This window comes from Pontivivens nitratireducens (genome assembly GCF_011290545.1).
Classification (GTDB): Bacteria; Pseudomonadota; Alphaproteobacteria; order Rhodobacterales; family Rhodobacteraceae; genus Pontivivens; species Pontivivens nitratireducens.
On record NZ_CP049811.1, the window covers coordinates 950634 to 967775 of the forward strand.

The following is a 17142-nucleotide window of genomic DNA, read 5'->3' on the forward strand; positions in this document are numbered from 1 at the left end:
TGGCTGCATTGAGGAGTGAAGTATGCTTTACAGGTGCTGCACGGTTGCAATAAAGGTCCTCGGAAAATGGCAAATTATGATGCCGAAGCGGTATTGGAAAATAATTCTGAAATAGTTGAAAGAATTATATTAATAAATTCTAAGCTGTCCGGTTTTTGGTCCTCTGCTCATGGCTGGGCACCCGAAGATGCCGCTAGCTTACTCTTCAAATCACGTTTGGACTGGCAGGTCTCACTTTCAGAAACGCTTCATTTGTGGATCGATCGAGACCCAATGACCGACGGGGAATTGATCTTGGCTTGGGCTAATCTAGGGGCGTTACTTGAAGGGACGCTGAAGCTCTTCTTTTCAATTTATTATTCGGATTTTCAAACGGACATTGAAGCGCTCAAGAAGGCGAATGCTTACGACCACAAGAAGAAGACCCACAAGGAGCCTGACGGGCTAACACTCGAGGTCCTGCGTAGATATGTTATTCAGAAAAATCTCTTCGTGGAGGCACATCGAGAGATGTTTCAACTTGTCCAAAGCCGTCGAAATGCGATTCATGCCTACAAGGATCGCGATTTGGGCACCGTAAACGAGTTTAGAGACTCTGTTTGCGGCTACATGAAGTTTCTAACCTACGTTGATCTTAGCGTCCCCTACCCTGATTACTCATGAGGCTTGCGCCTGAAAGCCGCTATCTGCGTACTCGCAGCGAAATGGCGCTTGGTCCGCGTAGCAGCCATACGGAAAAAGGCCGCCCCCAATGGGACGGCCCTTCCAATCTCAATCAGTGAGCAGTTGCCTTAGCGGCGGATGCCCAGGCGCTTGATCAGGTCCTGATACTTCGCCTCATCGCCCTTGCGGACATAGTCCAGCAGCTTGCGGCGCAGGGCCACCATCTTCAGAAGGCCACGACGGGAGTGGTTGTCCTTCTTGTGGGTCTTGAAATGCTCGGTCAGCGTGGAAATGCGGCTGGTCAGGATCGCGATCTGCACCTCGGAGGAGCCGGTATCGCCTTCCTTGAGGCCGTAATCCTTGATCAGCTGTGCTTTGACGTCTGGCGTAATCGACATCGTGTCTTCCTTTCGGTTCGTATGAAGAAGCCCCGCGCCCCACGGCCGATGCCGGGATGTCGTCCAGCATGGTCGGGAATCAGCGAAGGGGTCGGCGTGGTCGTCCCACGGCAACGCGCGCCGTATTGCACAGATCGCACGGCGGGGAAAGGGGTCATGCGCGGATGCGGCGAAGCCCGACCAGATTGCTGACAAGCAGGGCCGCGACCACGATCACGCCGCCCAGAATGGCGCGCGGGCCGGGATCCTCTCCCACGATCCACCAGACGAGGATCGGGGCTAGCGCCGTTTCCAGCAACATGATCAGGCTGACCTCGGTCGAGGGGATATAGCGCGGCGCGGAGGAGATCAGCGCGAAGCTGAGCGGGGCGATGATCGCGCCCATCACGAACAGGAACCCCATGTCCCCCTGCAAGGGCAGCGCCAGCCCGCCCATGGCGATGCCAAAGGCAACCGGTACAAATGTCGATCCGGCCAGCGCCGGGACCATGCTGCGCCCCGGTGCGAACCGGGCAAGGCTGAAGCCGGCGGCCATGGTGAAGCTGCCCCCGAGCGCGGCCAGATCGCCGGACCAATGCGCGACGCCGCCCTCGTCATTTCCCGTGACCAGAATGCCGATGCCGATCATCGCGGCCATGATCGTCAGCCCCATGCGCAGGTCGATCCGCTCCCCCATCATCAGCCATGACAGCAGCGCTGCCCAGAGCGGCATCGCGGCCAGGATGAACAGCGTGTTGGCGACGGTCGTCCAAGCAATGGCGAGGTTGAAGCAGACCGCAGCAACCCCCATCGCCAGCGCGAAGCCCGCTCCCGGCCAGCCGAGGGTTCGCACATCCTCGGGCAGTTTTCGGCCTCGCAGCAAAATCAGGGCCACCCACAGGACGGCCCCCTGAAATCCGGCGCGCCAGATCATCAGCGTCCACAGATTGGTGTCGATCAGCCGAAACAGGATGGTGTCGGGCATCAGGACCATGATCCCGATAAAGGCCATGGTCAGTCCGCGTTGCCGTTCTGTCAGATTGCCCATGGGCGCGGTCCTTGTGCATAGGCGACGTAGAGCGGGTGCCGGGGGTGGCCGTCGCGGCTCAACCCCAGAACGTGCAGGTTGCTTTCGGCGCGCAGGATGGCCGCCACGTGCGCGTTCCGCCCCTGATGTACCCCATGCACACCCCATCCGCACAGGGTCAGATCGGCCCAGCGACAGGCTTGGCGCAATACGGTGTCATTGTCCGGGCCAACGGGGGCGGGGTGACGTTTCATCTCTCGTGGATCGGTGGCACGCACGGCGAACAGGTTCGTGATCCGAAACGCGCCGAAACCGCCTGCCCGGGCCCTGCGCTCACACCGTTCGATGGTCGGATCGTTGCGACGCTCATCCGCGGTCGAGGGGTTGAGCATCACGACGTTGAGCTTCGGCCCCTCCGCCCAATGGCGGGTCAGGGCGTAGCGGTAGGCCTCGCACGGGGAATAGATCGCCTCGGACCAGCGGGTGTCGTCCTGATGCGTTCGGACGATCCAGTCCGGGTTGCATTGGGTCTCACCGCTGGACCGCAAGGTGGTCATAAAGTGGCCGTCACAGGTTGAAAACGCGCGACGGGTGCAATTCGCCTGCCTTGTAGATACCGACGGCGACCGGCTTGCCCTCGTAGCTGGCCCAGCATTCCGCGCCGTATTCGACGCCCGAAGCGATGACCATGCCGGGGTTGCCATTGCGCAGTCGCACCGCCCCCTCGGGCGTGGCGGGAAGTTCGTCGAGATCCTGCAGGCCGACGCTCAGCGGGTGGATGTAGTCATCCAGCTTCGGATCGCGGGCGAGGGTTTCCAGCGTGCTCCAGTCCACACCGTCCGACGGCTCGAACGGGCCGGACCATATGCGGCGCAGGTGATCCACATGCCCCAGACAGCCCAGCGCGGCCCCCAGATCGCGTGCGATGGAGCGGACATAGCCGCCCTTGCCGCAGACCATCTCCAGCACCAGAAGGTCGCCGTCGCGGCTGATCATTTCCAGGCTTTCGACAAACAGGGGGCGGGATTTCAGCTCCATCTCTTCACCATCGCGGGCGCGGGCATAGGCGCGTTCGCCATCAACCTTCACCGCGGAGAATTGCGGCGGAACCTGCTCGATATCGCCGGTAAAGGCGGGCAGGGCCGCGATGATCTGCGCATCCGTGGGGCGCGTGTCGGAGGTGGCGATGACCTCGCCCTCGGTGTCGTCGGTATTGGTGGCTGCACCCAGACGCATGGTGAAGCGGTATGCCTTCATCGCGTCGGTCACGTAAGGCACGGTCTTGGTCGCCTCACCCAGTGCGATGGCCAGAACGCCCGTTGCGGTAGGGTCCAGCGTGCCGGCGTGACCGGCCTTCCGGGCATCCAGCGCCCAGCGCACCTTGTTGACCACCGAAGTGGAGGTGACACCGGCCGGTTTGTCGACCACCAGCCAACCGCTGATGTCGCGGCCCTTCTTACGTCTTGCCATGTCGTCTCTTCTCGTTTCGACGGCTCAGGCCGCCCAATCCCCGCTGACCCGCAGACCGGCCGCGATGCGCAGGCCGTCATACAGATCGCAATCGGTGCGGTACAGGCTCCGCACGGCTTCGGCAACCGGTCCCGTCAGGGCGGCCGCGATATCGTCAGGCAATCGGTTCTGCGCGCTGATCGCGGCGAGCGGTTCGCCCAGTTCGGGCCGGTTCAGGAACCCGGGCAGTTCATGGGCAAGCCTGTCGGTAAATATCGGGATCCCGCCAGCATCGATCAACCGACGCACATCATGCGATTGCAGGCGACTGCCAGCATATCCCCTGCTGTCAATGAAATCCGCCTTTCGTCGCCGCATGTAGGTAGCAAGGATAGACAGGTTATGGGCATGATCGTCCGCGCTTGCCGGTTGCGCGATAAAACCGCGCCGTCGGATCAAGGTCGTGCGCAGATTGGCGAAACCCGACCTGCGCGGACGCTCCATCATGAAGGCATACAACGCCCCGAACCGTTCCAGCGGGTCGCGCAGCAGAGTCAGCGCACTTTCCCCGTTTTGGGCAAGGGTTTCGAGAGGGATATCCGCGCTTCCCGCGATCACGCCGGCTTTTCCCAGAACCTGTTTGATCTGCGCCCCACCGGTGAAGGCCGCCGTGGTCAGGCTGACACTTCCCGGGCCGATCAGGCGCTGGACGCGCCGATGCCGCAACATGGGCGGGCATTCGAATGCACCCTGCCGCCGTTCCGGGGACTGACTTTGCCAGGCGTTCCGGGCGCGTTCATGCAGGATGGTGTCGGCGCGATAGAGCTTGCGGATTGCAGCGGCCAGATCATCGTCCAGCACATCCGGTGCGCTGGCTGGTTTCTCCGATCGGTTCCGGCTTTTCACCGCCTGCATTCGTTCGGCCATGTCGGGCACGACGGGGGCCATCAACATCGGCAACTGCCAGTCCAGACCGTCGAGCGTCAGGTGGTTCAGCTTGAACATGCGTGCCCGACGCAGGCGGCTGGTTTGCGGGCGCCAGTGATAGTTGATGGCCAGATCTGTGCCCCCGTCCAGATTCTCCCCAACCCATTCCAGCAACCGATAGACGTTCGCCCGATGCTCCGCCGCATCCAGGTCGCGGTCCAGATCGACGACACCGATCTCTTCGAGATGCGCGCGGATCTTGGGGAAGTTGACGGCGCCCTTGCCCCAGATCTTGTCAAAATAGAACGACATGAACCGGCTGGCAGGATCGCGAAGCACGCTGAACGAATAGGGGCTGCCGAAAACGGTGTCGAAATCCTGCCCCTCGGCGCGGACCAGACCGTCTTCTTCCTCATGCACGTTGATGCCTGCCGGATGCTCATCCCCGTTGTCGAGGGCGTAGAACAGGTTCTTGAGAAAGGTGCAGCCGCATTTCGTGATCGGCAGATAGTAGATCGGATAGCTGTTCGTCGTCAGCAATATCGCGGGATCGCGCGCTTTCGCGTCGTTCGCGAGTCGGCGTTCGATACGTTCCTGGCGGGCCTGCGCCGTTTCCTCAGGCGAAATCCGAGGTTGAGGGGCGGGAGGTCTCTTGCGTCGCCAGGGCAGGAATTTCATTTCACATGTCCCCTACGGGCGCGCTCAGTCGTCGCCTTCCAGATCGCGGCGAACCTCCGCCAGATCGAGTAGCCGCCGGGTTTCGTCCATCTGATCGTAACTTTCATCGGGGCGAAAGCGCAGCTCGGGCGAAAACTTGGTCGTCATCTGCTTGCTGATCGTGCGACGCAGGGTCGATTGGTTCCGGGCCAGCGCCTTGATCACACGCTGCACGTCGCCGCCGCCCAGCGGCATGACGAATGCGGTCGCATGGCGCAGATCATTGCTCATGCGGACCTCACCTACCGTGACGGACACATTTGCCAGATCCGGGTCGTGCAGGTCGCCCCGCATCAGCGTGTCCGACAATGCGCGGCGCACCAGCTCGCCGACGCGGAGCTGACGCTGGGTGGGGCCTGTACCCTCGTGAGAACTGTTCTTTGCCATGGAGGGCATTTCGTGCGGATCACCGGCGGAGTCAAGCCGGAGGACCAGATCGGAGAAGCCGGATATGGCGCAAATGCAATCGACACGGTTGCCCGTCGCGGTCCACTCGGCCTATCTCAGTCCGATATATAGCGGGCTCAGTCAGGACAGAGCGGGAGAATGCGATGATCGGTGTGACGATAACGGGCGTTTCGGGGCGTATGGGCCAGATGCTGGCGCGGGCGGTGGCGCAGGACGCGCGATGCGAACTGGTCGGGGCGACGGCCCTGCCGGATCATGAATGGATCGGGCGGCGTTTGCGCGATGTCCTGCCCGACAGCGCCTCCGACGTGGTTGTGGGGGCGGAGGCCGTGGACGCCATTGCAAATGCGGACGTGGTCATTGATTTCACCGCGCCCGAGGCGACCCGCGAACACGCGACGCTGTGTGCACAGGCGGGGGCGGCTCACGTGATCGGCACGACCGGTCTGGACGCGGACGATCTGGAACATCTGACGCGCTGCGCTGTTCACACGACCATCGTGCGTGCGGGCAATTTCAGCCTGGGGGTGAATCTGCTGACCGTGCTGACCCGCAAGGTGGCCGAGGCGCTGGGCGATGATTTCGATATCGAGATCGTCGAGATGCATCACCGACACAAGGTCGATGCACCCTCCGGCACGGCGCTGATGCTGGGTGAGGCCGCCGCCGAGGGACGCGGTGTCGCCCTCGACGACATGCGCGAAAGCGGACGCGACGGCATGACGGGGGAACGCCAGCGCGGCGCAATCGGCTTCGCGGCTTTGCGCGGCGGTGATGTGGTGGGGGAACATCAGGCGATCTTTGCCGGCACGGGGGAGCGGATCACCCTGGGGCATATCGCATCGGACCGGATGCTGTTCGCCCGTGGGGCCGTCGCGGCCGCGGTCTGGGCGCGCGATCAGGCGGCGGGAGAATACGACATGGTGGACGTGCTGGGCCTCAGCTGACGGGACGCGACCCGAAATGAGACTGGCACGGGGCAACAGGACCCCGTGCCGGATGCCTTACGGCTTGATGAACACCTTGCCGTCCGGGATTTTGGTCGCGGCGGGCAGTTTCTCCATCGCTTCGGACAAGGGCACGATGGCCGCCACGTCCGTCTTCCACTTGCCCGAAACGAAACGCTCCTGAACCTCCTCGATGACGCTGCCCAGTTTGGCCGGATCGGTTTCCTGCATCCAGCGGGTCAGCCAGAATCCTTCGATCACCTTGTGTTGAAAGATCAGCTGCCCCATCTGCGTCAGCTTCGGCGGTGTCGTGGACAGCTTGCCGTAGTTCACCCAGCGCGCCCGGTTCGGCATGGCGAAGAACAGATCCGCCGTCGTCTGATCCCCGACCGCATCCAGCAGGATGCGCGGCTTGAGCGATTTGAGGACCGGTTCGGCCTTTGCCATCATGTCATCGTCCGAGGTGACCAGAACCTCGGACGCGCCAAGTTCGCGCAACAGGTCGGCCTGCTCGGCCCGGCGCACGACGGCGATGGGGGCGATGCCGTTGTCGCGGCCCAGCCCGATCAGCAGTTTGCCCAGCTGTGAACCCGCAGCGTTCAGGACGAAGCTTTTCGCACCGCTTTCACGCACGATATCGAACATCGCCATCGCGGTCAGCGGATTGACGATCTGACCGGCTGCATCCTCTGCCCTCAGATCGGGGCGGCAGGGGATCAGGCCCTGCGATTTCGTCATCGCATATTCTGCCCATGTCCCGGACTGCGTGGCGAAGAAGCTGACCCGTTGGCCAACCAGCGGACTGTCGCCCGCGACCACGGTTCCGACACCTTCGAACCCGGCGGGGGCGTCCTTGATGCGGGGCTGACCGTATTCCCCCTTGATGAAATGCAGATCGGACGGGTTCACCGCGGCCAGGTCCACCTTGATGACGACCTGGTCGGCTTGGGGTTGTGGCACTGGCACTTCGCGCGCTTCGAGATAGAGTTCCAGCGTGTCGATGGACGGACCCTCCTGCGTGCCGGAATAGCCATCATGAAGCTGGACGAGGGCCTGCATCGTATCGGGAAGAGTCATTGGTTTCTCCTGCGTGATCTGTACCCGTCTGAGGTAGGGGGCGGGCGGTATGCTGCCTAGGCCGGTTCCCTTGCGTCACGTTGCGTCATCTGTCGTGAAGGGTTTACGAAGTCCGGGGGCTGCGACCATTCTGGATCTTGCAAGAACAAGGTCGCAGATACGGCTCAGGAGGAATTCGGATGGGATATTTCGACAGTTTGTTTTCGGTTCAGGGCAAGGTCGCGCTGGTCACAGGTGGGGCGACGGGTATCGGTCGCATGATTGCCGAGGCGCTGGCCGAAGGCGGTGCCACCGTCATGATCTGCTCACGCAAGGGCGATGCTTGCAAGGACGCCGCGGATGAGATCAACGCGAACCGACCCGCGGGCCGAGTTGAGGGCTTCACCGCTGACGTATCCACGACGGAGGGTATATCCGCCCTGGTCGCGGAGGTTCGGGGTCGCGTGGCCCAGCTGGATATCCTCGTCAACAATGCGGGGATCACATGGGGGGAGCCCTATGAGACCTTCCCGATGGAGCAGTGGACCCGCATCATGGATGTGAATGTCGGTGCGATGTTCACTCTGACCCGCGATCTGACCCCGCTGCTGGAGGCGGCAGGCACCGATGCCGATCCCGCGCGGATCATCAATATCGGCTCGGTCATGGGCACGCTGCCCCTGGCGGAGGGCGCCTATTCCTACACCATGTCAAAGGCCGCCGTGCATCACCTGACCAAGACACTGGCTGGTGAACTGGCAAGTAAGCGGATCACGGTGAACGCCTTCGCGCCCGGACCCTTCCCGTCCAAGATGACCCGTTTTGCCACCGGCACCCCCGAAAAGGCCGAGAAGGTCGGTGAGAACGTGCCGCTTGGGCGCATCGGCTCCGCTGAGGATATCGCCGGGGCGACGTTGTACCTGTGCGGCCGGGCAGGGGCCTATGTCTCCGGCGCGATTCTGCCCCTGGATGGCGGTATGAGCGTTCAGACCCCGGCAAACCTCTTTGCCAACACGCAGTGACGGCAATCGGCATGTTCGAGGACAACACGATCCTGATCACCGGAGCCGCCGCTGGGTTGGGTGAGGCCGCTGCGGACGCGTTCGCGCAAGGCGGCGCCCGGCTGCTCCTCAGCGATCTGTCGCCGGGGGTCGAGGATGTGGCCAGACGTCTGGACGCCGACTGGATGATTGCCGACGCGGCGAAGCCCGAGGATCATCGCGCCCTGGTGGCGCGTGCGGTCGAAATCGGCGGGCGTCTGGACGTGGCGCTGAACAATGCCGGCATTGCCCACCCCCCGATGCGGATCGAGCAGACGCCCAAGGATCTCGCGCGCAGGGTGATCGAGGTCGATTTGCTGGGTATGTTCTGGGCATTGCAGGCACAAATCCCGCAGCTTCAGCAACAGCACAGGGCAGACGGGTCATCGAGCTGCATCGTCAATGTCGCCTCGATCGCCGGTCTTGTCGCCGCCCCGACATTGGGGATCTATGCCGCTGCCAAACATGGGGTGTCGGGATTGACCAGAACGGCCGCAATCGAGAATGCGCGGCGCGGCATCCGTGTGAACGCCATCTGCCCGGCCTTCACGCGCACCAGCATGGTGGATGACATCATAGGCGTCGCACCGGACCCCGCCGCCGCCACGGCGGACCTGACACGCGGTGTGCCGATGCGGCGTCTAGCGGAGCGTGAGGAGATCGTAACCGCGATTCTCTTCGCTGCGAATCCGCAAAACAGCTTCATGACCGGGCAGACTCTGGCGCTGGACGGCGGTGTCACCGCGTATTGAGGCGCCACGGCGCAGTGTGCAGTCCGGCTGGTAGCGGGCGTGAGACAGAGGGCCTGTCGCGGCCCGTTCTTGCTTACCGTCTGGACCGCGCGCGCGGCCTGCGGTATCACGCGGCCATGACCGGTGGATTTCGCATAGGTATTCGAATTATTCGCCCGGCACGCTGATCGCGTCGCCGGGACAAGGCGCATGGCCGGACCGCGCCGACCCTACCTAACGCCTACCATATCCACGATAGTGACGGAGCCGCCGAAATGTGCGCCGAGACCACCACGCCAGAATACAAAGATACGCTCAACCTGCCCAGGACCGACTTTCCCATGCGGGCCGGTCTGCCCAAGCGGGAGCCTGAATGGCTCGCCCGGTGGAACGAGATCGGCGTCTATGATCGCCTGAGAGAGAAGCAAGACCGCCCGCCCTTCGTCCTGCATGACGGCCCTCCCTACGCCAATGGCCACCTGCATATCGGCCACGGCCTGAACAAGATCCTCAAGGATATGGTCGTGCGCAGCCAGCAGATGATGGGCGCGGATGCCTGCTATATCCCCGGCTGGGACTGCCACGGCCTGCCCATCGAGTGGAAGATCGAGGAGAAGTACCGCGCCAAGGGTCGCAACAAGGACGAGGTTCCGGTCAACGAGTTCCGCGCCGAATGCCGAGAGTTCGCGCGGGGCTGGGTCGATATCCAGCGCGAGGAATTCAAGCGCCTCGGCATCACCGGAAACTGGGCCGACCCCTATCTGACGATGAATTTCTCATCCGAGGCGACCATCGCCGAGGAATTCATGAAGTTCGTGATGAACGGCTCGCTCTATCAGGGATCAAAACCCGTTATGTGGTCCCCGGTCGAAAAGACCGCCCTGGCCGAGGCCGAGGTCGAGTATCACGACCGCCAGGTCGATGCGATCTGGGTGAAGTTCAAGATCGAGCCGGTCGGTGACATCATCAAGCTGATGGAGGCAGGGGCCGATAGCGAGGGTACGGGCCTCGGCGTGTTACCCGATGATCTGAACGGTGCGAACGTGGTGATCTGGACCACGACGCCCTGGACGATCCCGTCCAACCGCGCGGTCTGCTTCAACCCGACGCTCAATTACAGCCTGTACCAGGTGACCGAGGCGGCCGAGGAAAACTGGGCCAAGGTCGGCGACAAGTTCCTGCTGGCCGATGCCCTGGCCGAAACGGTCTTCGCGGATGCGCGGGTCGCGGCCTATGAGCGGCTGCACGGTCTGGATGCGATGCAGTTGGAGGCGATCAGCTTGGCGCACCCGCTGCGCGGCGTGGCCGACGGGCAGGGCGAATGGGATTACGACGTGCCCATGCTGCCGGGCGATCACGTGACCGATGATGCCGGAACGGGCTTCGTTCACACCGCACCCAGCCACGGCGATGACGATTATCAGATCGGCCTGAAGCACGGGCTGAAGATGACCTTCAACATCGAGGCCGACGGCTCCTACCGCGCCGATCTGCCCCTGTTCGGCGGTGAGGCAATCCTGAAGCCCAATGGCAAGCCGGGAGGCGCGAACAAGGCCGTGATGGCGGCCCTGCGTGAGGTGTCCGCGTTGATCGCATCGCGGCGGATCACCATCTCGGACGCCCATTCATGGCGCTCCAAGGCCCCGGTCATCCGGCTGAACCGCCCGCAATGGTTTGTCGCCATCGACAAGGAGATCGGCGGCAATGATACCTACGGCAAGACGATCCGCGACCGCGCGCTGACCTCCATCGACGAATTGGTGACGTGGACGCCGAAAAACGGGCGGAACCGGCTGCATTCGATGATCGAGAATCGCCCCGACTGGGTGCTGTCGCGCCAACGTGCCTGGGGCGTTCCGCTGACCTGCTTCATCAAGAAGGCCCCGGACGGCACCGTCGAGTTGCTGCGGGACGAGGCGGTGAATGCCCGCATCACTGAGGCATTCAGGGCCGAGGGCGCGGATTGCTGGTTCGAGGATGACGCAGCGGAACGCTTTCTGGGCGAACGCGCGGCCGAGGGCTGGGAGAAGGTCGGAGACATCCTGGACGTGTGGTTCGACTCCGGTTCCACCCATGCCTTCGTCCTGCGCGACCGGCCCGATGGCGGCTGGCCTGCGGACCTCTACCTCGAAGGCACGGACCAGCATCGCGGCTGGTTCCATTCCTCGATGTTGCAAGCCTGCGGAACGATGGGCCGTGCGCCCTACAAGGGCGTTCTGACCCACGGCTTCACGCTGGATCAGAAGGGGGTCAAGATGTCCAAGTCGCTGGGCAACATCATCGCCCCGGATGAGGTCGTCAAACAATACGGCGCGGATATCCTGCGGCTGTGGGTGGCGCAGACCGACTACACTGCCGATCACCGTATCGGTCCGGAAATCCTCAAGGGCGTGGCCGACAGTTATCGTCGCCTGCGCAACACGTTCCGGTTCATCCTTGGCTCCATGGCGGAGCATGAGCCGGTCGCCCATGCGGACATGCCGGAGCTGGAGCGCTGGGTGCTGCACCGTCTGTCCGAACTGGACCGACAGGTGCGTGAGGGCTACGCGAAATATGATTTTCAGGGCGTGTTCCAGAAGCTGTTCAGCTTTTGCACCATCGACCTGAGCGCGGTCTATTTCGATATCCGCAAGGATGCCCTGTACTGCGACGCGGCAAGCTCGATCGAGGCGCGGGCGTCGCGCACGGTTCTCGACCTGCTGCACACGCATCTGACAAAATGGCTCGCCCCGATCCTGACCTTCACGATGGAGGAGGTCTGGCTGGAACGCTATCCCGCGGGCTGTGTGCATCTGGAGGATTTCGCGTCCGTCCCGACCGAATGGGCAGATCAGACCCTGGCGGAGAAATGGGTGCGCATCCGCGCGGTGCGCCGTGTGGTGACAGGGGCGCTGGAAATCGAGCGGACGGCGAAGCGTATCGGTGCCTCGCTGGAGGCTGCACCGGTGGTTCATGTCATGGATGCGGACCTGCGCACCGCCTTGAACGGTTTGCCGTTGGCGGATCTGTGTATCACCTCGGATATTTCGGTGAGCGACACCGCAGCGCCTGCGGATGCCTTCACGCTTGAAGACGTTCCGGGCGTGGCGGTCGTGCCTGCCTTGGCCGAGGGTCAGAAATGCGCGCGTTGCTGGAAAATCCTCCCCGATGTGGGCACGCATTCGCATCCCGGCGTGTGCGCACGATGCGATACCGCGCTCACCGCGAAAGAATGATCTGAAAATCAGGGGCGCGTGGTTGCGCGCCCCCTTGCAGCCGCCGCGCAGCTTGGGTATTCAGACGCCAGCGCGGGCGTTGTGTAATGGTAAGACCTTAGCCTTCCAAGCTAAAGACGCGGGTTCGATTCCCGCCGCCCGCTCCAACACTCCGATCCTGTACACATTCCGATTTTGATGTTTCCGTCATGCGAATTTCGTGACTGACAGATTTATCTGGCTTAGGCCGGTACTATCCATGGCGGGCCAATGTCCTGCGGGTCTCGCAGGCTGTCCTGTTCCTGGCTTGAGAGTGGCTGCCGACGCTGCCTGGCAGGGGTGCGCTGCGCGGACTGACTTGAATTGACGTGCCCGCGCGTCCACTTCACGACAATGGCGCGGCGCGCGCCTCAGGGTGGCTGATCGCGATTCGAGGCGGCGGGACAATTCCCCTTGCGGGAACGGGTCCAAATGCTTTAGTCAGCCGCCATAATTTCGGTCCCTCAGCAGATACGGGAAATGACAATGGCGAAGGCAAAGTTCGAGCGGACGAAACCGCACGTAAACATCGGAACGATTGGTCACGTTGATCACGGCAAGACGACGCTGACGGCGGCGATCACGAAGCAGTACGGCGACTTCAAGGCGTATGACGAGATCGACGGCGCACCTGAGGAGAAGGCGCGCGGGATCACCATCTCGACCGCGCACGTGGAGTACGAGACGGAAGCCCGTCACTACGCGCATGTCGATTGCCCGGGCCACGCGGACTACGTGAAGAACATGATCACGGGTGCGGCGCAGATGGACGGCGCGATCCTGGTGGTGAACGCGGCCGACGGCCCGATGCCCCAGACGCGTGAGCACATCCTGCTCGGCCGTCAGGTGGGCATCCCCTACATGGTCGTCTACATGAACAAGGTCGATCAGGTCGATGACGAGGAACTGCTCGAGCTGGTCGAGATGGAGATCCGCGAGCTGCTGTCCTCCTACGACTATCCTGGCGACGACATCCCCGTGATCCCCGGTTCGGCGCTGGCCGCCCTGGAAGGCCGCGACCCCGAGATCGGCGAGCAGTCGATCGCGAAGCTGATGGAAGCTGTCGACAGCTACATCCCGAACCCCGAGCGGGCCGTGGACCAGCCGTTCCTGATGCCGATCGAGGACGTGTTCTCGATCTCCGGTCGCGGTACGGTTGTGACCGGCCGTGTGGAGCGTGGCGTGATCAACGTCGGCGACAGCATCGAGATCGTGGGCATCCGCGACACCAAGACCACGACTTGCACGGGCGTCGAGATGTTCCGCAAGCTGCTGGATCGCGGTGAGGCCGGCGACAACATCGGCGCTCTGCTGCGCGGTATCGACCGTGAAGGCGTTGAGCGTGGTCAGGTTCTGTGCAAGCCGGGTTCGGTGAAGCCGCACACGAAGTTCGAGGCGGAAGCGTACATCCTGACGAAGGAAGAGGGTGGCCGTCACACGCCGTTCTTCGCGAACTATCGCCCGCAGTTCTACTTCCGCACGACGGACGTGACCGGCACGGTGATCCTTCCCGAGGGCACCGAGATGGTGATGCCCGGCGACAACCTGAAGTTCGACGTGGAGCTGATCCAGCCGATCGCGATGGAAGAGAAGCTGCGCTTCGCCATCCGTGAAGGCGGCCGCACCGTCGGCGCTGGCGTCGTCTCCAAAATCCACGAGTAAGCATACTCGTCGACACTGCGAAGCGCCGTCGCAACCATGTTGCGGCGGCGCTTTGCGTTTGCTGCCACCGATCCCATTTGATGCCAGAGTGTCAGAATGAACGAACTTATCCTCAGCTCCCTGATTCTCGACGGTCCCCGAAAAGGACAGGTATGCCCACGTGAGGAGGTGGAACCTCTGCTGGATGCGGAAACGTTGCTGTGGGCGCATCTGGACGCGGATCACCCGGATGCGGATGCGTTTCTCGACCGGCATCTGCCCTATGTCGACGACATGCTGCACGAAGCGCTGGTCGCCGACGACACGCGCCCGCGCTGCGTCGCCGTCGGGGGCGGGGCGCTGATCATGCTGCGGGGCGTGAACCTGCAGGCAGGTGCGCTGCCCGAGGACATGATCTCGATCCGGTTGTGGATAGACGCCCGGCGTGTGGTCACTTTGCGCAAGCGAAACCTGAAGGCGGTGGAGGACTTGCAGGCGAATATACGTTCAGGCCAGGGCCCGACCACCCCCGGCGCCTTCATAGCGGATTTCGCGAGACTTCTGACGGAGCGGATGGAACCGCTGTTGGATACGTTAGAGGACACGGTCGCCGCGCAGGAGCAGAATGTGCTGGATGCGCCCGGCCCGGAATTGCGGCGCGAGATTGCCGCGACCAGACGGCAAATGATTATCTTGCGGCGCTATATCGCACCCCAGCGCGACGCGATGCGTGCCTTGAAGGAGTTGAATGTTGACTGGTTGATGCTCGACGATCATCACGACCTGCAGGAAACGGCTGATCGCGTGATGCGGCATGTCGAGGATTTGGACATGCTGCGTGAACGTGCGCAGGTCATTCGGGATGAATTGGCGAACATTCTATCAGATCGGATGAACAGAAATCTCTATACGCTCGCGGTGTTGTCAGCGGTATTTCTGCCACTGGGGTTCATAACCGGATTGTTGGGAGTAAATGTCGGGGGCATTCCCGGGGCAACCGCATCATGGGCCTTTGCTGCGCTGTGCGGCGTTCTGGCCATGATTGGCGGAGCGATTCTCTTGATGCTGTGGCGGCGCGGCTGGATGTAGCCGCGCCTACCATTTCTCGAGCATTCCTCAGGACGCGTTCGCGTCGATCATCTGATAAACTTCGTTCTGGCTCAACGTCAGAACGACGCCGCCCTGTGTCCTCTCCGCGCCCTGCGCCGAAAGTGAGATGGTGTCGAGGGTGCCGGGCATATCCTCATCCAGAGCAACCCTGACACTTCTCAACTGTCCGTTCGCGCCTGCGTAGACGTCGTGTACTTTTCCGATGCGTTCGCCCTCAACCGTCAGGATCGATTCACCGATGGCTGCGAAGGTCAGGCCTTCGGTCTGTGTGACCGGCTGGGAATCCAGTTGGATCGGTCCTTCATCGGTCAATACATCCTGTGCGACGTTCATGATGGTGCGAGTTTCCGCGACGGTTATCGGTGGGACGAATTCCTGTGCCGACAGGCCCGTGCCCGCGATCAAGGCGATGGGTAAGATGAAATCAGCAGCTCTCCTCATAACAAATCCTTTCTTTTCAAATGCAACCGGCAATGCGGTCATATGTGCAGGAACAGATGCGCCCGAGGGCAGGTTCCGGATAAGGCGCTCGGAATCAGTCGGATTTCGCTATGTGGTGCCAGATTCGCGAAAATGGATGGATTGTTTTCGCGGAATCTCAGCGTATTTGGCTGGTTTGTGCAAAGGCGCGGGCAGGCGGCCGGACTGGGACATTAAGTGGTTTTGCCAACCTAAGGCGATCCTGACCATCTACGGGGTATTGCGTCTTTGTCGCAAAGCACGTAACTCACCGATCGTCGGCCGTGGCCCATAGGGGTATAGCTCAGTTGGTAGAGCATCGGTCTCCAAAACCGAGGGTCGTGGGTTCGAGTCCCCCTGCCCCTGCCAGGCCGACATATTGCCACACCTTCTTCAAGGTGGCGCAAGGATGCTGAGGAGAAGACTGATGGCCAAGAGCAATCCCGCTGAATTCGTGCAGGAAGTCCGCGCTGAAACGGCGAAGGTCGTATGGCCGACCCGGCGCGAGGTGATCCTGACGACCGTGATGGTGTTCATCATGGCGACGATCGCGGCGCTGTTCTTCTTTTTCATCGACCGTCTGATCGCGTTCGGGTTGGAGCAGATTCTCCAGTTCGGCGCTTGATCTTCGGGCCTCGTGGGGCTAGACGCATCGAGACTTACCAGACAGCACGGCGCGCCAGATTCGGACGGCGCGCCTGATTTTGTTTGGGAACATTGAAATTCCGGGCCGGTAACGGCGCGCAAGCAAGGTGAAGACGCGACATGGCGAAGCGGTGGTACTCAGTTCACGTTCTCTCGAACTTCGAGAAGAAAGTCGCCGAGTCGATCATGGAGCAGGTCGAGCAAAAGGGCTTGCAGGACGAAATCACCGAGGTGCTGGTTCCAACGGAACAGGTCATCGAGGTGCGTCGCGGAAAGAAGGTCGAGACCGAGAAACGCTTCATGCCCGGCTACGTGCTGGTCAACATGGAGATGACGGACCGCGCCTATCACCTGATCAACGATACGAACCGCGTCACCGGTTTCCTGGGCCCCATGGGCAAGCCTTCGCCGCTGCGGCAGGCTGAGGTGGACCGGATCACGCAGACGGTTCAGGAGGGGGTCGAGAAGCCTCGCACCCTCATCACCTTCGACGTGGGCGAGCAGGTCACGGTCACGGATGGACCGTTCGAGAGCTTCGCCGGCATGGTCGAGGAAGTCGACGACGAGAATCAGCGCCTGAAAGTGACGGTCTCGATCTTTGGCCGGGCCACCCCGGTCGAACTGGAATTCACGCAAGTCCGTAAGGGCGAGTGAACGGCCTCGCTGGGCGAGGCTTAACCCCGTGGGAGGCGAGGGGCGCGCGCGCACCGGA

The 17142-nt window shown here is 62.2% G+C and carries 17 protein-coding genes and 2 tRNA genes; 11 read left to right on the top strand and 8 right to left on the bottom strand.

What is annotated here, in order from left to right:
• Nucleotides 1–66 precede the first annotated feature (66 nt).
• On the top strand, nucleotides 67–663 hold the full coding sequence (locus tag G8E03_RS04550; RefSeq protein WP_166189146.1) for a hypothetical protein: 597 nt from the start codon (nucleotides 67–69) through the stop codon (nucleotides 661–663).
• Between the two features lie 128 nt (nucleotides 664–791).
• Here G8E03_RS04550 and rpsO read toward each other — a convergent pair whose 3' ends face one another.
• The 6 genes from rpsO to rbfA form a co-directional block, all read right to left on the bottom strand.
• The gene (rpsO, locus tag G8E03_RS04555) at nucleotides 792–1061 is read right to left on the bottom strand and encodes a 30S ribosomal protein S15 (protein ID WP_166189149.1); all 270 of its coding nucleotides are present in this window, start codon (nucleotides 1059–1061) and stop codon (nucleotides 792–794) included.
• A gap of 154 nt (nucleotides 1062–1215) precedes the next feature.
• Nucleotides 1216–2088: a DMT family transporter gene (locus G8E03_RS04560; RefSeq protein WP_166189151.1), complete on the bottom strand. Its 873-nt coding sequence runs from the start codon at nucleotides 2086–2088 to the stop codon at nucleotides 1216–1218.
• On the bottom strand, nucleotides 2076–2624 hold the full coding sequence (locus G8E03_RS04565; RefSeq protein WP_166189154.1) for a DUF1643 domain-containing protein: 549 nt from the start codon (nucleotides 2622–2624) through the stop codon (nucleotides 2076–2078). The genes G8E03_RS04560 and G8E03_RS04565 overlap by 13 nt, the downstream gene beginning before the upstream one ends.
• 10 nt (nucleotides 2625–2634) lie before the next feature.
• The gene (gene truB / locus G8E03_RS04570; protein WP_166189156.1) at nucleotides 2635–3537 is read right to left on the bottom strand and encodes a tRNA pseudouridine(55) synthase TruB; all 903 of its coding nucleotides are present in this window, start codon (nucleotides 3535–3537) and stop codon (nucleotides 2635–2637) included.
• 24 nt (nucleotides 3538–3561) lie between these two features.
• Nucleotides 3562–5121, bottom strand: a complete 1560-nt coding sequence (locus G8E03_RS04575) for a sulfotransferase family 2 domain-containing protein (protein ID WP_166189158.1) — start codon at nucleotides 5119–5121, stop codon at nucleotides 3562–3564.
• Nucleotides 5122–5145: 24 nt separating this feature from the next.
• Entirely contained in the window at nucleotides 5146–5547 is a 402-nt protein-coding gene (gene rbfA / locus G8E03_RS04580; RefSeq protein ID WP_166189161.1) for a 30S ribosome-binding factor RbfA, read from the bottom strand.
• A gap of 164 nt (nucleotides 5548–5711) precedes the next feature.
• On the opposite strand from rbfA, the gene dapB reads away from it, so the two are divergent.
• Nucleotides 5712–6515 (top strand): 4-hydroxy-tetrahydrodipicolinate reductase, encoded by an 804-nt coding sequence (dapB, locus tag G8E03_RS04585; RefSeq protein WP_166189164.1) that lies wholly within the window; start codon nucleotides 5712–5714, stop codon nucleotides 6513–6515.
• 57 nt (nucleotides 6516–6572) lie between these two features.
• Here dapB and G8E03_RS04590 read toward each other — a convergent pair whose 3' ends face one another.
• A complete protein-coding gene (locus G8E03_RS04590; protein ID WP_166189166.1) occupies nucleotides 6573–7592 on the bottom strand; it encodes an alcohol dehydrogenase catalytic domain-containing protein in 1020 nt (339 codons plus the stop codon).
• Between the two features lie 179 nt (nucleotides 7593–7771).
• Between G8E03_RS04590 and G8E03_RS04595 the strand changes: the two genes are divergently transcribed.
• The 6 genes from G8E03_RS04595 (at nucleotide 7772) to G8E03_RS04620 (ending at nucleotide 15305) form a co-directional block, all read left to right on the top strand.
• Nucleotides 7772–8593 carry an SDR family oxidoreductase gene (locus G8E03_RS04595; RefSeq protein WP_166189168.1) on the top strand — a complete coding sequence of 274 codons (822 nt, stop codon included), beginning with the start codon at nucleotides 7772–7774 and terminating at the stop codon, nucleotides 8591–8593.
• An 11-nt stretch (nucleotides 8594–8604) separates the two neighbouring features.
• Nucleotides 8605–9363, top strand: a complete 759-nt coding sequence (locus G8E03_RS04600; RefSeq protein ID WP_205793266.1) for an SDR family NAD(P)-dependent oxidoreductase — start codon at nucleotides 8605–8607, stop codon at nucleotides 9361–9363.
• Nucleotides 9364–9617: 254 nt separating this feature from the next.
• Entirely contained in the window at nucleotides 9618–12557 is a 2940-nt protein-coding gene (gene ileS, locus G8E03_RS04605; RefSeq protein WP_166189170.1) for an isoleucine--tRNA ligase, read from the top strand.
• A 72-nt stretch (nucleotides 12558–12629) separates the two neighbouring features.
• Nucleotides 12630–12703: transfer RNA gene (locus G8E03_RS04610), tRNA-Gly, on the top strand.
• Nucleotides 12704–13061: 358 nt separating this feature from the next.
• Entirely contained in the window at nucleotides 13062–14237 is a 1176-nt protein-coding gene (gene tuf / locus G8E03_RS04615) for an elongation factor Tu (protein WP_166189173.1), read from the top strand.
• Nucleotides 14238–14333: 96 nt separating this feature from the next.
• Nucleotides 14334–15305 carry a zinc transporter ZntB gene (locus G8E03_RS04620; RefSeq protein ID WP_166189175.1) on the top strand — a complete coding sequence of 324 codons (972 nt, stop codon included), beginning with the start codon at nucleotides 14334–14336 and terminating at the stop codon, nucleotides 15303–15305.
• A 27-nt stretch (nucleotides 15306–15332) separates the two neighbouring features.
• On the opposite strand, the gene G8E03_RS04625 is transcribed toward G8E03_RS04620, so the two are convergent.
• Nucleotides 15333–15767, bottom strand: a complete 435-nt coding sequence (locus G8E03_RS04625) for a hypothetical protein (protein ID WP_166189177.1) — start codon at nucleotides 15765–15767, stop codon at nucleotides 15333–15335.
• A 311-nt stretch (nucleotides 15768–16078) separates the two neighbouring features.
• Here G8E03_RS04625 and G8E03_RS04630 point away from each other — a divergent pair.
• The 3 genes from G8E03_RS04630 to nusG all read left to right on the top strand — a co-directional run bounded on the left by G8E03_RS04630 (nucleotide 16079) and on the right by nusG (nucleotide 17084).
• Nucleotides 16079–16154: transfer RNA gene (locus G8E03_RS04630), tRNA-Trp, on the top strand.
• Between the two features lie 58 nt (nucleotides 16155–16212).
• Nucleotides 16213–16410 (top strand): preprotein translocase subunit SecE, encoded by a 198-nt coding sequence (secE, locus tag G8E03_RS04635; protein WP_166189179.1) that lies wholly within the window; start codon nucleotides 16213–16215, stop codon nucleotides 16408–16410.
• Between the two features lie 140 nt (nucleotides 16411–16550).
• Nucleotides 16551–17084 carry a transcription termination/antitermination protein NusG gene (nusG, locus tag G8E03_RS04640; RefSeq protein ID WP_166189181.1) on the top strand — a complete coding sequence of 178 codons (534 nt, stop codon included), beginning with the start codon at nucleotides 16551–16553 and terminating at the stop codon, nucleotides 17082–17084.
• Nucleotides 17085–17142 lie beyond the last annotated feature (58 nt).

Excerpts from the sequence above, each read along its gene's own strand:
- G8E03_RS04550 (WP_166189146.1), top strand. The coding sequence starts at position 67 with ATGGCAAATTATGATGCCGAAGCGGTATTGGAAAATAATTCTGAAATA.
- rpsO (WP_166189149.1), bottom strand. The coding sequence starts at position 1,061 with ATGTCGATTACGCCAGACGTCAAAGCACAGCTGATCAAGGATTACGGC.
- G8E03_RS04560 (WP_166189151.1), bottom strand. The coding sequence starts at position 2,088 with ATGGGCAATCTGACAGAACGGCAACGCGGACTGACCATGGCCTTTATC.
- G8E03_RS04565 (WP_166189154.1), bottom strand. The coding sequence starts at position 2,624 with ATGACCACCTTGCGGTCCAGCGGTGAGACCCAATGCAACCCGGACTGG.
- truB (WP_166189156.1), bottom strand. The coding sequence starts at position 3,537 with ATGGCAAGACGTAAGAAGGGCCGCGACATCAGCGGTTGGCTGGTGGTC.
- G8E03_RS04575 (WP_166189158.1), bottom strand. The coding sequence starts at position 5,121 with ATGAAATTCCTGCCCTGGCGACGCAAGAGACCTCCCGCCCCTCAACCT.
- rbfA (WP_166189161.1), bottom strand. The coding sequence starts at position 5,547 with ATGGCAAAGAACAGTTCTCACGAGGGTACAGGCCCCACCCAGCGTCAG.
- dapB (WP_166189164.1), top strand. The coding sequence starts at position 5,712 with ATGATCGGTGTGACGATAACGGGCGTTTCGGGGCGTATGGGCCAGATG.
- G8E03_RS04590 (WP_166189166.1), bottom strand. The coding sequence starts at position 7,592 with ATGACTCTTCCCGATACGATGCAGGCCCTCGTCCAGCTTCATGATGGC.
- G8E03_RS04595 (WP_166189168.1), top strand. The coding sequence starts at position 7,772 with ATGGGATATTTCGACAGTTTGTTTTCGGTTCAGGGCAAGGTCGCGCTG.
- G8E03_RS04600 (WP_205793266.1), top strand. The coding sequence starts at position 8,605 with ATGTTCGAGGACAACACGATCCTGATCACCGGAGCCGCCGCTGGGTTG.
- ileS (WP_166189170.1), top strand. The coding sequence starts at position 9,618 with ATGTGCGCCGAGACCACCACGCCAGAATACAAAGATACGCTCAACCTG.
- tuf (WP_166189173.1), top strand. The coding sequence starts at position 13,062 with ATGGCGAAGGCAAAGTTCGAGCGGACGAAACCGCACGTAAACATCGGA.
- G8E03_RS04620 (WP_166189175.1), top strand. The coding sequence starts at position 14,334 with ATGAACGAACTTATCCTCAGCTCCCTGATTCTCGACGGTCCCCGAAAA.
- G8E03_RS04625 (WP_166189177.1), bottom strand. The coding sequence starts at position 15,767 with ATGAGGAGAGCTGCTGATTTCATCTTACCCATCGCCTTGATCGCGGGC.
- secE (WP_166189179.1), top strand. The coding sequence starts at position 16,213 with ATGGCCAAGAGCAATCCCGCTGAATTCGTGCAGGAAGTCCGCGCTGAA.
- nusG (WP_166189181.1), top strand. The coding sequence starts at position 16,551 with ATGGCGAAGCGGTGGTACTCAGTTCACGTTCTCTCGAACTTCGAGAAG.